Raw genomic sequence first — 12864 nt, 5'->3', positions numbered from 1 at the left:
CTTGCTTACTCTCCGGTAAACTGTTCGGCGACATATCGTTTGTATACCTTGCCAATGCGCAACTCCTTTGTTCCAATTCGAAGCGTGTCAGACTCGATTGTGTCAACGTGCGCCGTATTCACAATGGACGACCGGCTGATGCGAACAAACAGCCGTTTGGGCAACCGATCTTCGGCTTCCTTCAAGGTCATCCGCGTAATGTACGTTTTCGATTTCGTGAAGATCTTGACGTAGTTTTCCAGACTCTCAAGATAGCGAATATCGGTATGGGCGATCACCTGACGGACACCATCCACCGTACAGGAAAAGTTATCCGTTATTTCGGTTACTGCCTTTGTTTCTTCGACGGGTTGACGTTCTTTTTGCCCTTGCATACGGATATACCGGTACGTAACGTATACGCCCAGGCCCGTCACGGTGTACACCCAAAAATTGACCAGATGCGGAAGCGGGCGCACAATGGCAAATTGCGTTTGCAGTATAAAACTCATGTTGAACGAACCCAGCGCCATGAGTAGGATCAGACAGCCGAAATAAGCCGCTTTTTTTCCTTGCAGGAACAGCCGTTCAAACAGGATACGGTTGTGAAACACCAGCCAACCGTACAGCATTAACAAATACACGTAAGGCGACAGCTTCGAAAAGCCTACCCGCTGATCCATAGCGTACATATCGGCCAGGAAGTGAACCGCCAGCAAAGCGAGCAGTCCCAGCAAATTACGTACGACGAAATGATTCAGAAGCGGATTGCGTTTCATACCTCCAAATTACAATCCAGAACCTGTACAGCCATGCATTACGTGACAAAAGACGTTCGTCACAGTCCAGATTACTTCGTCACGAAAGGCTTGCCGCCCCGTCTGTACCTACCCAACTTTACGACCGGCCGGCCCGCAAACAACCCGGAGGTTTTCCTATGCAAACGCTTCATACGGTCAACATCGTTGTCCACATCATCTTTGGCATTCTTGGCTTACTTATTGGTTTAATAGCCCTCTTCTACCAGAATCGCTCCCCGCAACACGTTCGTTATGGACGCTGGTTTTTGTACGTACTGGCGGTCGTCGTGGCTACGGCTTTTGTGGGCGTACTCTTCTTTCGATCCAGCTCTTTTTTGGTTATCCTGACCCTACTGTCTGGCTACGTAGGCTATTCGGGGTACCGTGTTGTTCGACTTCGTGAACGACGCGCTTCGTGGCTGGACGCGTTGCTGGCCGTGGTTGTATTGATCGCGGGTGGCTTGTACGTACGATCCATGCAGCTATCGGGCGGCAACTGGTCTCCCACCGTAATTTACCCCACGCTTTTGGCGCTGGTCCTGGTGGCAGGGTATGATTTGATCAAATACATCTGGCTATTCCAACGGCTCAAAAAAGGGTGGCTCTATGAACACATCTACAAATTAGTATCGGCTTATAGCGGTCTCGCGTCGGCTTTTGGCGGTGCCGTATTATCCGATTTCAAGCCGTACAGCCAGATTCTTCCCTCGGCAATTGGCTTCGCCCTAATCGTTTATTTCATCTGGAAACGAGCGCGTGTGAGAAGCAATCCGGCATATCCGGTAATTTAGCCCGTGTGGCAACGTGAGAACTAAGCTAGTTTTTCTATATTGTGCACTTATCCGTCAACCTATGCGACCGTCGACATCAACGATGAGTCGGGAGTTGACGAACCCGTACCTGTTACTTTTATCTAGCCAAAAATGCAAGTATTGAGTTGCTCGAATTGCCAGCAAGAAGTTATGCACAAGTACTGTGCTCATTGCGGGCAGCCGGTTGCCGTGAAGCGTATTGATGGTCATTACATCAAACACGAAATTGAACACGTCTTACATTTTGAGCGGGGCCTCCTGTATACGGTCCGGGAATTGTTGGTAAGTCCGGGCGATAACGTCAGACATTTTATTTCGGAAAATAGAAGTCGACTCGTAAAGCCTATCATTTTTATCATCGTGACTTCTTTGGCGTATACGCTCGTAAACCACTTTTTCCATATCGGAGATGGTTACATGAAACTTGACGAAGCCGAAGAGACGAGCACGGGTGTCATTTTCAAGTGGATTCAGGCCCACTACGGTTATGCCAATATCATTATGGGCGTCTTTATCGCTTTCTGGGCAAAGCTATTTTTTCGAAAGTACGCGTATAATTTTTTCGAAATTCTGATTCTCCTGTGTTTCGTAATGGGCATGGGGATGTTGATCTTTGCCGTTTTTGCCGTTTTTCAGGGACTGACTCACCTGAATTCAATGCGGGTTGCCGGTTTCGTTGGTATAGGGTACTGCACGTGGGCAATCGGCCAGTTTTTCGATAAGCGGAAGATCGTTAATTATGTAAAAGCATTTGGTGCATATGTGCTGGGCATGATAACCTTCTCGCTGGCAGCGCTATTACTCGGAACGCTGGTTGATCTGGCAATAAAGTAGTCGAACAGTCTTGATCCCTACAACGGGTAGTATGGCCATTCTTCGTACCCGCCTTCGGTAAAAGTTAATCGCCCACCGTCAATGCGTGTTGACGGTGGGCGAAAACAATTGCGAACTCCTGGCATTCAGACGTTCCGTTTTGTCAGTAAGCCAGAATTTCATATATACCCTTCTACTCCCTATTCCATCACCATTTCGGTGTGGCCTGAGGCTTCGATTTTCTTCCCGATAAATAACAGCAACAGCGGTACGCAAATCAGAAAGAAACCACCGATGATCAGGAATGCATCCGCGTACGTCATCACCAGCGCTTGCTTGATCAACGATCCCTGCATAACCCCGTAAGCTTTACCCGTTGCGGTCATCAAGGCATCGCCTTTGGACAAAAACAAATTCGTGTACTGCCGAATCCGCTCGGCAGACAGCGGGTTGTAAATCGATATATTGTCGGCCAGACGAGACGAATGCAGAACCGTGCGCGTCGAGATGTACGTGGTCATGATCGCCGTACCGAACGTACCGCCTAATTGCCGAATCATCCCCGTAAGGGCTGATCCCTGCGGGATTTTGATGCCCGGCAGATCGGCTAATGTGATCGTGGTCAGCGGAATAAAAATCAGTCCCATCCCGATACCCCGAACGATCAGCGGCCAGAAGAAATAGTCGGGTCCTGCTTCAAGGCTGATTGCCGATAGATCGAAGCAAAAGCCGAAAAACAACAGAAAGCCGATACCCGCGTACCAGACCGGAGAGATGTAGTTTTTACTTAGCAACCCCCCAACAACAGGCATCATCAAGCCCGTCATGATCGAACCCGGCATCAGGAGCAATCCGGTTTGGCTAGCCGTAAAGCCCAGAATGGTCTGACAGAAAACCGGGATGATAAACACGGAAGCAAACAGCCCGAAACCAAGAATGAAATTAAACAGCGTACCAACCGCAAACCGGCGCTGACGAAGCAGACTTAGATCCAGGATTGGCAGTTTTACCGCTAGTTGACGCCAGATAAATCCGATCAGCCCAACGGCTGCCGTGATGGACATGCCGACAATAAACTCCGAGGTAAACCAGTCTTCTTCCTGACCTTTTTCCAGAACGATTTGCAGACCGCCGATACCCATTACCAACAGAATCAGCGCGAGCCAGTCCATGCCACCGGCTTCGACCTTCTCGGCGGGTTCTTTGATAAACAAGTAGGTCAGCACCGTAGCCGCAATACCAAAGGGGATATTGATGTAGAACACCCAGTTCCACGACAGGTTGTCGGTGATGTAGCCCCCAAGCGTAGGTCCGATGGATGGGCCGATAATAACGCCCACCCCGAAAATGGCATTAGCAATCCCTAAGTCTTCTTTCGGGAAGGTCTGAATCAGAATCGACTGGGCTGTTGTCAGCAACCCTCCTCCCCCGATTCCTTGCACAACCCGGAAGAAAACAAGCTCCCAAACGTTGGTTGAGGTACCGCAAAATATGGATGCGACCGTAAAAAGAACAATCGAAGCGGCAAAGTAATTACGCCGTCCCAGCTTAGCCGTTAGCCAGCCCGACATCGTAATCATCACGGCACTGGCGGCTGCGTAGCCCGTCACGACCCAGCTGATATCCCCCAGCGAAGCGCCGAGGTTACCCATCATCTGGTTCAGCGTTACGTTAACGATGGAAGAATCGATGGTTTGCAGCAGGGCGGCTGTTGTAACCGTAATCACAACAATCCATTTATCAAATCCTAACTTCATACGGTTAGTAATTAATTGGGTGGTGTCAGGTTCGAGAACCTGACGTGTTTCTGCTGCCCTTGGTATCGGGCTTGCGAACGGCTGAGCCGACCGTCCGACACCAAGGGCAAGCGCTTATTTCTGCAAATCCACCGCTACGGATACGCTCATACCAGGGCGCACTTTCGCGTACAGCGGACTATTTTTATCGAGTTCAATTCGTACCGGAACCCGCTGAACCACTTTCACGTAGTTACCCGTTGCGTTGTCGGGAGGTAATAAGGAGAACTTCGCGCCCGTTGCCCCGGCAAACGACCCTACATGGCCTACCAGTTTATCGCCTTCAAACGCATCGACATCGATATCGACCGCCTGACCAGGCTGCATTTGATGCAACTGCGTTTCTTTAAAGTTAGCTGTTACCCACAGGTTCGAATTACCGACTACGGAACAGACGGCCTGACCAGCCTGTACCAACTGACCGATTTGCACCGCCCGTTTCGACACAACACCCGAAGCCGGAGCCCGTACAATCGTGTACGAAAGTTGCAGTTTAGCCATGTCCAGATCGGCCTGACGCTGCTTGATGGTAGCCTGGGCGACCGTGATCTGCCCTTCGGTTGCCCGACGCTGCGAGCTTGATACCGCTGTTTGCGTTCCGACCGCATTCACCTGCGATTGCGCGGTCCGTAGTTGAGCCTGAGCCGCCAGTAGTTGAGCCTGAGCCGCATCCCGTTCGGCCTGAGCTGCGTCGAACTGCTGCTGCGGAACCGTTTTTTCGGCTAATAGTCGGCTGTAGCGTTCAAAATCCTGATTGGCTCTGCGGGCACGGGCCTGAGCAGCCGCCACGTTAGCCTGCGCGGTAGCAACCTGATCACGGGCCGTCTGTACGCTTGCTTGCGCGCTTTGTACCGTTGCCGACGCTACGTTCACCTGCGAGCGGCTTACGCCAGCGGCCGCCATGGCACTTTGCAGGGCAGACTCAGCCTGCGCGACGCGAATGCGATAGTCCGCATCGTCGAGAACCACAAGCGTATCACCTTCTTTTACAAACTGATTGTCTTTAAAACGAATGGCTTTTACGTAACCACCCGCCTTAGGAATAACCGGGTTTACGTCGCCGTCGATCTGGGCGTCGTCGGTGGTTTCGTGCCGTTGCAGGTAGCGAAATTCGCTGTACCCAAAAAAGAGGGCAACGGCCAGAACAATGACGCCCACTATGCGGAATACTGTTTTCTTATCCATGACTACTTATCGAAACAAGATTAATTGAGGTTGTTGCCAGTGGCTTTGAGCAGGCGTTGGTAAGCCAGTTGCGCGTCCACGGTGGCGTTAATTACATTGAGTTGAGCTTGTACCAGAAAACTGTTGGCTTCCAGCAAATCCGTCGAGCCGACTAAGCCATTGCGGAAACGAGACTCGGTCAGGCGGTAATTTTCAACGGCCTGCCCTACTGCCGTGCGAATCACATTCTGTTGTTCCAGCGCCAGTTGGTAGTTGTTGTAAGCCGTCACCACCTCACTGCGGATTTGATCGGTTTGCTGCTGACTTTGCAGGTTTGCCTGATCAATGTTGTTTTGCGCCGTATGCAATCTACCTTTCAGGTTATACAGCGAGCCAATGTTATACGTCAATCCAGCCCCCACATTCCAGGCACTGACAAACGCACCCGACGTAGGGAATACATTGGCCGTCGGATTGATGTAATTATACCCCGTAGATACGCCTAAGTGCGGATACTTGGCACTTTTCGTATTACGCATCATCTCTTCAGCCGATTGAACCCGGAGCGTATTGGCTTGTACTTCGGGACGGGCCTGTACCGCTCTGGTCAGAAACGAGTTCAGCGGTTCAAGCGAAGAAACCGGGTTGACCAGCGTCGTGTCGATGGAAATAGTCTGATCGTCGGGCAAACCAACCAGCAGGTTAAAGTTATAAAGGGCAGTCTGACGAGCTTTTTCTACCTGTAGACGACTCAGGTTCAGGTTATTTTTCTGCAACTGAATCTTCAGCACCTCGTTGGCAGTCACAATTCCTTCTTTTTGCAGGTTATTCGCATCCCGCTCCCGTTCTTCAAATTGACGGATATTTTGCTCGATCACACCAATCGAACGGGCTAGTTTGACAATGTTATAGTACGCATCGGTTACGGTGTAAACCAACTCCGAACGATTACGTTGCGCATCCAGGTGACTAGCTTTGGCCAGCAGTTCGGCCGACTTTTCTGCTGATTTCTCGGCAAAACCGCCAAACACTTCTTTACTGATCGTAACCCCACCAATGGTCGCATTGAACGCGCCAGCCGGAATCGTTAAGGCTTCCCCACCAGCACCCAGCGAGAACGGACCCGTCAGGCTGTATCGCGAGTACGCCAACGAAGCGTTGGCCTGGGGTAAACTGCGATCTTTAGCCTCTTGCGAACGCGCTTCAGCCGCCTGCGTACGGGCATCGGCAAGCTTGATTGCTTTGTTATTTTGCAGCGCCAGCTGAACGGCTTTATCCAGCGGCATCACGGTCGGAGCTGGTTGAGCAACCGCCAGACTTAGACCCGCCAGCCAAACGCCAACGCCTATAAGATACTTTTTCATTGTAACGGTTTTCTAATTTTTTCGAGGAGCGTATTCATTGTATGGACTTCCTCATCAGTCAACTGACTGACAATCGATTCAAAATCTTTAAACTCGACGGCGACAGCTTCAACAAACTGATACGACTCTTCTGTGAGGGAAAGGTTAACCCGACGACGGTTCTGAGGATCAATCTCCCGAACAATCAATTTCTTGGCAACCAAACGGTCCATCAGCCGGGTCATATCAGAGTTTATATCGGTCATTTTCTCTTTCAGCTCACCTGCGGTTAAGCTGTTTGGGTAAACTTCCGAGAGCCGGCGAAGAGCGATGTACTGCTGTACCGATAAATCGAACGGCGACAGCTTCTGCTGAAAATGATTGAAGATATACCCGTCGGTTTGATGGATGTTGGCAATCAATCTGTGGTATTCATTTCGAAACAACTTTTCCATGTTTTCTAAAGGTGCGACAAAGGTATAACCAATATTTGTTTAAACAAGTTTTGTCTAAACGACCATAATCCGCCGTGCATACATATTTTAATTTTTCTAATAGTAAGTCTACTAAGGGTGACTAATTTTACCTCAAATTACAAATCATTATCAGATTATTACCTAATAAAAAGTAATTCAACCAATAGGCTTTCATTTAAACTATTCGTTGTAAACTGCTTATTTTTAATACTATTTTAATCGAAAATGGGCCGATGTCGGATCTTATTATTGTCCAATTATGATAAAGGCGCCGGTAACGTTACCAGCGCCTTTACAGATCGTGAATAGACCGTTCGTGATGAGCCTAGTTACTGCTGATTTTAACCGACGTCATTGTCAGCGAGCCAGCAACGGCTTTGTCGTTGAAGAAGAAAACAGAATCTTGCTTGCCTTGAAGCCCCAGCGTGTACAGCAAGGGTAAGTAATGATCAGGCGATGGAATAGCCAGACGGGCTTCTGGCCCTAGCCGATCGTAATGAATCAGTGGCGCATGGTCTCCGGTTGCGATCAGTTCTTTAAACGTATCGTTCATTTGGATGGCCCAGTCGTAGCCATAAGCCGTGTTGAAATCACCGGATGGCGGCAAAGCAATCATGCGCAGGTTATGAACCATGTTGCCACTGCCCAGAATCAACACGCCTTTTCGGCGTAAGGCGCTTAGCTCTCTCGCCAGGTTATAATGGTACTGCGCGTCCTTCGTGTAGTCGATACTCAGCTGCAAAACAGGAATTGTAGCATCAGGGTACATCTGCCGCACAACGCTCCAGGTCCCATGATCCAGCCCCCAGTCGTGGTCTAGCCCAACAACCGTCGAATGGATCAACCCCGCTGTTTCTTTAGCGAGTGCGGGGCTACCAGGTGCGGGGTACTGCACATCGAACAACGCCTTAGGGAATCCGCCAAAATCATGGATCGTTCTCGGAAAATCCATTGCCGTAATGTGCGTTCCCCGACTCAGCCAATGCGCCGAAACAACCAGAACCGCTTTCGGAACAGGGATTTCCTGCGCTAGCTGCTTCCAGTACTGGTTGAATTCATTATGTTCAATCCCATTCATCGGCGAACCATGTCCGACAAATAATACGGGCATTTCTGATCCTTGTTCCGTAAGGTCTTTCGTGAACTGTTTGAAACTAGTCAGCATGGTTGTACACAGTAGGGTGGTTAAAAATTCGTTTCGCTTCATCGTTCTGAAAAACAAATACGCTTATTCAACGACTACCCATAAGCGTACGACTACATTATATGTATCTACATTTAAAATGCGATATTAGTTCGATGTACTGTTGATCCGACACTAACTACGTAAGCTTAACCAACAAAGTGTATGGAATCGTGGTGTCGGCGGGGCCGCCCGCGCGGTTCGAAAAACCGACACCACGGCTCAGCCGACTCCACAGACAAAACCGACCTTTGGCGTCAGCAATAAATACTCATTTTAGGGATTTCAAACAATACGAGTTCTTAAGCCTAACCCGGTAGGTTTCTTAAAAACTAACGGCACAGCCAGAAATAGCGCAGCTATTTATTGCCTAGTTGCACTGTTTCTCGAAGAAAAGCGATTATTTTGACATGGACACGGTTTTCTTCCACCGCATCTGCATTGACAACCCTAAACATTTATTTGACAACCTACTGATCTATGAGGAATGAGATTACTTGCGCAGGACTTTTTACGCTCCTGACAGCCTCGGCTGCCATAGGGCAAAACTGGACGGAGACCAAAGTCGACTCCTGGACTAAGGTGACTAACAAAGGCGGCCAAACGCTGGGTTATGCCCCCAATTCGGGCGTGAAACTACTGACCGTCAACGGGCTGGCGTTTAAAGATTTAAACAAAAACGGCAAACTCGATTCTTACGAAGATTGGCGCTTACCCGTCGCTACTCGCGCCAAAGATCTGGCCTCAAAGCTATCCGTTGAGCAGATAGCGGGCTTGATGCTTTACAGCAAGCACCAGCCTATTCCAGCGGGGGCAGGCGGCCCTTTTGCGGGTACGTACAATGGTAAAGTCTTTGCCCAAAGCGGTGCGAATGCCTCGGATCTGTCTGATCAGCAACGAGAATTCCTGACCAAAGACAACCTACGGCATGTACTTATCACCTCCGTACAAAGTCCGGAAGCAGCCGCGCAGTGGAACAACAACGCGCAGGCACTGGTAGAAGGACTTGGCCTGGGCATTCCGATCAACAGCAGTTCTGACCCGCGTCACGGAACGCGAGCCAACGCCGAATTCAACGCGGGCGCGGGTGGCTCTATCTCGATGTGGCCCAGTTCGTTAGGCTTAGCGGCTACCTTCAATCCGGAGCTGGTCAAACGCTTCGGGCAAATCGCGGCTACCGAATACCGGGCATTGGGGATCGCTACGGCCCTATCGCCACAGGTTGACTTAGCCACTGACCCCCGCTGGAACCGGGCGAGCGGCACCTTCGGCGAAGACCCGCAGCTCGCGACCGACATGGCCCGCGCTTACATCGATGGTTTTCAGACGTCGGCTGGTGCCGCCGAAATAACCGGTGGCTGGGGCTACAACAGCGTCAACGCCATGGTCAAGCACTGGCCGGGTGGTGGCTCGGGAGAAGGTGGTCGCGATGCGCACTACGGATACGGAAAATATGCCGTTTATCCGGGCAACAACTTTGAAACTCATTTTCTGCCCTTCACGCAGGGAGCCTTCAAGCTAAACGGCAAGACTGGTTCGGCGGCTGCGGTCATGCCTTATTACACCATCTCGTACAATCAGGACAAGAAAAACGGTGAGAACGTCGGCAACAGCTACAACAAATACATCATCGGCGACTTGCTGCGGGGCAAATACAAATACGATGGTGTCGTTTGTACCGACTGGAATATTACGGCTAATGAAACAGCGGTCGATCTTTTCCTGACCGGCAAATCGTGGGGCGTTGACAAATTATCGCTTCCCGAGCGTCATTACAAAATATTGATGGCAGGAGCCGATCAGTTTGGCGGCAATAATGATGCGACTCCGGTCATCGAAGCCTACAAGATGGGCGTTAAAGAAAAAGGCGAAGCCGCCATGCGGGCGCGGTTCGAGCAATCGGCGGTTCGGCTGCTGAAAAATATCTTTCAGGTCGGTTTGTTTGAAAATCCGTATCTGGAACCACAAACGTCTCGCAACGTGGTGGGCAAAGCCGATTTTATGCAGAGTGGTTATCAGGCTCAACTGCAATCGGTCGTGATGCTGAAAAATAAAGCGAAGGCCTTACCGCTAACCAAGGGCAAAACGGTATACATCCCTAAACGCTTTACCCCCGCAGGCCGTAACTTTTTGGGCATGGAAATACCCGAAAAGCTGGAATATCCGGTCAATCTGACTGTTGTGAAAAAATACTTTACCGTGACCGACAATCCAGCCGAAGCCGATTACGCGCTGGTATTTATCCAGAGCCCCGACTCAGGCGGTGGCTACAACAGCGCCGATGCAAAAGCCGGTGGCACAGGGTACGTTCCAGTGAGTCTTCAATACGGTGACTACACCGCCCAGGGAGCACGCAACCCAAGTATTGCTGGTGGCGATCAGCTGGAGAAATTCACAAACCGATCCTACGACGGCAAAACGGCCAAGACCATCAACGGCACGGATTTAGGGATGGTTACGGAAACCTACGCAAAGATGAACGGGAAACCGGTTATCGTTTCGCTCCTTGTCTCAAACCCAACCGTTGTTGGCGAATTTGAAAAGCAGACCAATGCAATACTGGCCCATTTTGGCGTTCAGGACCAGGCGCTGATGGATATTCTAACGGGTTCCAGCGAACCATCGGCTTTACTGCCTATGCAGATGCCCATTGATATGAAAACGGTAGAAGCGCAAGCGGAAGACGTACCCCGCGATATGAAGCCGTACGTTGACGCCGACGGCCACGCGTATGACTTCGGCTTTGGCCTGAACTGGAAAGGGATCATTCAGGATGCCCGCACGGCGAAGTACAAAAAAGCGGCCCTGAGCATGAAGTAAATCCTAAGATGGTACTGAAACCTGTTCGGGCTGTTGGCACTGTGGTGTCGGTTATTTGCAACCGACACCACAGTGCCAACAGCCCGAGTTATATTGGATTGTTCTATTTACTTGATCTCGCCGACCATGTCTTCTGGTTTTACCCACTCGTTGAACTCGTCTTCGGTCAGGTAGCCGAGTTGCAGCGCGGTTTCTTTCAGCGTAGAACCGTTTTTGTGAGCCGTCTGCGCAATTTCGGCGGCTTTGTAATAGCCGATCTTGGTGTTCAGCGCCGTTACCAGCATCAGCGAAGAATCAACGTGCTTTTTGATGTTCGCTTCAATCGGTTCGATACCTTCGGCGCATTTGTCGTTAAACGATACGCAGGCATCACCAATGAGCCGGGCCGAGTGCAGGAAGTTGTAGATCATGACGGGCTTGAACACGTTCAGTTCGAAATGTCCCAGAGCACCGCCAAAGTTGATCGCCACGTCGTTACCCATCACCTGCGCAGCTACCATCGTTATAGCCTCACACTGCGTTGGATTCACCTTACCGGGCATAATCGACGAACCGGGTTCGTTGTCGGGAATGTGCAGTTCGCCAATACCCGCCCGTGGTCCCGAAGACAGCATGCGGATATCGTTACCAATTTTCATCAGACTGGCTGCCACCGTTTTCAGCGCACCGTGCGCTTCGACAATCGCGTCATGAGCAGCCAACGCTTCAAATTTGTTTTCGGCGGTCACGAAAGGCAGACCGGTTACATTAGCAATGTGCTTCGCCACATTTTCCGAATAGTTCGGGGGCGTATTGATTCCCGTACCAACGGCGGTACCGCCCAGCGCCAGTTCGCTCAGGTGAGCCAGTGAGTTGTTGATCGCCCGCAAACCGTGGTCAAGCTGCGACACATAGCCCGAAAATTCCTGACCAACCGTCAACGGCGTAGCGTCCATAAAGTGGGTCCGTCCGATCTTGACGACGTTCATGAACTGCTTCGATTTAGCCGCCAGCGTATCACGCAGTTTCGTAATTCCCGGAATCGTTACATCGAGCAGGATTTTGTAAGCGGCAATGTGCATTGCCGTCGGGAACGTGTCGTTCGAGGACTGCGACTTATTTACATCGTCGTTGGGGTGCAGAAATTTCTTCTCGTCGGTAAGCTGACCACCGTGCAACACATGTCCCCGGTACGCAACCACTTCGTTGACGTTCATGTTCGACTGCGTTCCCGAACCCGTTTGCCACACCACCAGCGGAAACTGATCATCCAGTTTACCTTCCAGAATTTCGTCGCACACCTGACCAATTAGATCGCTTTTTTCCTGCGGCAAAACGCCCGCGTCGAGATTCGTCAGTGCGGCTGCTTTTTTGAGATACGCAAATGCCTGAATGATTTCGCGGGGCATTTTATTGATATCCTGGGCAATTTTGAAGTTCTCGATGGAACGCTGGGTTTGCGCGCCCCAGTAAACATTGGCCGGTACTTGCACCTGACCCATCGTGTCTTTCTCGATGCGGTATTCCATTGTTAATAAGCGAAAGGGTGAAAAGGAAACGAGAGAACGACTAATTGAGTCCGTGAACGATCGATTCGCTCACGCCCATTTTACTCGTTCACTCGTTCTACACGCGTGCAAAGGTAGAACGAGGCCGGTGTTTTACCATGCCATTTAACAGGTTTCGGTAGCTACCATTG

Annotated in this window: 10 protein-coding genes; 3 read left to right on the top strand and 7 right to left on the bottom strand. The window is 50.5% G+C overall.

Annotated features, from left to right (window positions below; all coding sequences use genetic code 11):
• Window positions 1-5: 5 nt before the first annotated feature.
• Complete coding sequence (locus M0L20_RS16575; RefSeq protein WP_248478027.1) at window positions 6-758, bottom strand: LytR/AlgR family response regulator transcription factor; 753 nt, start codon at window positions 756-758, stop codon at window positions 6-8.
• Window positions 759-916: 158 nt separating this feature from the next.
• Between M0L20_RS16575 and M0L20_RS16570 the strand changes: the two genes are divergently transcribed.
• Together M0L20_RS16570 and M0L20_RS16565 are read left to right on the top strand one after the other, a co-directional pair.
• Complete coding sequence (locus M0L20_RS16570; protein WP_248478025.1) at window positions 917-1570, top strand: hypothetical protein; 654 nt, start codon at window positions 917-919, stop codon at window positions 1568-1570.
• Between the two features lie 171 nt (window positions 1571-1741).
• Window positions 1742-2425, top strand: a complete 684-nt coding sequence (locus tag M0L20_RS16565) for a DUF3667 domain-containing protein (RefSeq protein WP_232562023.1) — start codon at window positions 1742-1744, stop codon at window positions 2423-2425.
• A gap of 179 nt (window positions 2426-2604) precedes the next feature.
• Here the strand turns inward: M0L20_RS16565 and M0L20_RS16560 are convergent, their stop codons facing one another.
• The 5 genes from M0L20_RS16560 to ygiD all read right to left on the bottom strand — a co-directional run bounded on the left by M0L20_RS16560 (window position 2605) and on the right by ygiD (window position 8390).
• Window positions 2605-4161: a DHA2 family efflux MFS transporter permease subunit gene (locus M0L20_RS16560; RefSeq protein ID WP_248478023.1), complete on the bottom strand. Its 1557-nt coding sequence runs from the start codon at window positions 4159-4161 to the stop codon at window positions 2605-2607.
• Between the two features lie 114 nt (window positions 4162-4275).
• The gene (locus tag M0L20_RS16555) at window positions 4276-5385 is read right to left on the bottom strand and encodes an HlyD family secretion protein (protein ID WP_232562021.1); all 1110 of its coding nucleotides are present in this window, start codon (window positions 5383-5385) and stop codon (window positions 4276-4278) included.
• A 20-nt stretch (window positions 5386-5405) separates the two neighbouring features.
• A complete protein-coding gene (locus tag M0L20_RS16550) occupies window positions 5406-6728 on the bottom strand; it encodes a TolC family protein (protein ID WP_248478021.1) in 1323 nt (440 codons plus the stop codon).
• Window positions 6725-7162 carry a MarR family winged helix-turn-helix transcriptional regulator gene (locus tag M0L20_RS16545; RefSeq protein ID WP_232562019.1) on the bottom strand — a complete coding sequence of 146 codons (438 nt, stop codon included), beginning with the start codon at window positions 7160-7162 and terminating at the stop codon, window positions 6725-6727. Before M0L20_RS16545 ends, M0L20_RS16550 begins: the two co-directional genes overlap by 4 nt.
• Window positions 7163-7508: 346 nt before the next feature.
• A complete protein-coding gene (ygiD, locus tag M0L20_RS16540) occupies window positions 7509-8390 on the bottom strand; it encodes a 4,5-DOPA-extradiol-dioxygenase (RefSeq protein WP_248478019.1) in 882 nt (293 codons plus the stop codon).
• A gap of 456 nt (window positions 8391-8846) precedes the next feature.
• Between ygiD and M0L20_RS16535 the strand changes: the two genes are divergently transcribed.
• A complete protein-coding gene (locus M0L20_RS16535; protein WP_248478017.1) occupies window positions 8847-11186 on the top strand; it encodes a glycoside hydrolase family 3 protein in 2340 nt (779 codons plus the stop codon).
• Between the two features lie 107 nt (window positions 11187-11293).
• Here the strand turns inward: M0L20_RS16535 and fumC are convergent, their stop codons facing one another.
• The gene (fumC, locus tag M0L20_RS16530; protein WP_232562016.1) at window positions 11294-12694 is read right to left on the bottom strand and encodes a class II fumarate hydratase; all 1401 of its coding nucleotides are present in this window, start codon (window positions 12692-12694) and stop codon (window positions 11294-11296) included.
• Window positions 12695-12864: the final 170 nt, after the last annotated feature.

The organism is Spirosoma liriopis, from assembly GCF_023196085.1.
GTDB lineage: Bacteria > Bacteroidota > Bacteroidia > Cytophagales > Spirosomataceae > Spirosoma > Spirosoma oryzicola.
The sequence above is the reverse complement of the archived record's forward strand: the minus strand, read 5'-3'. Positions and strand labels throughout refer to the sequence as shown.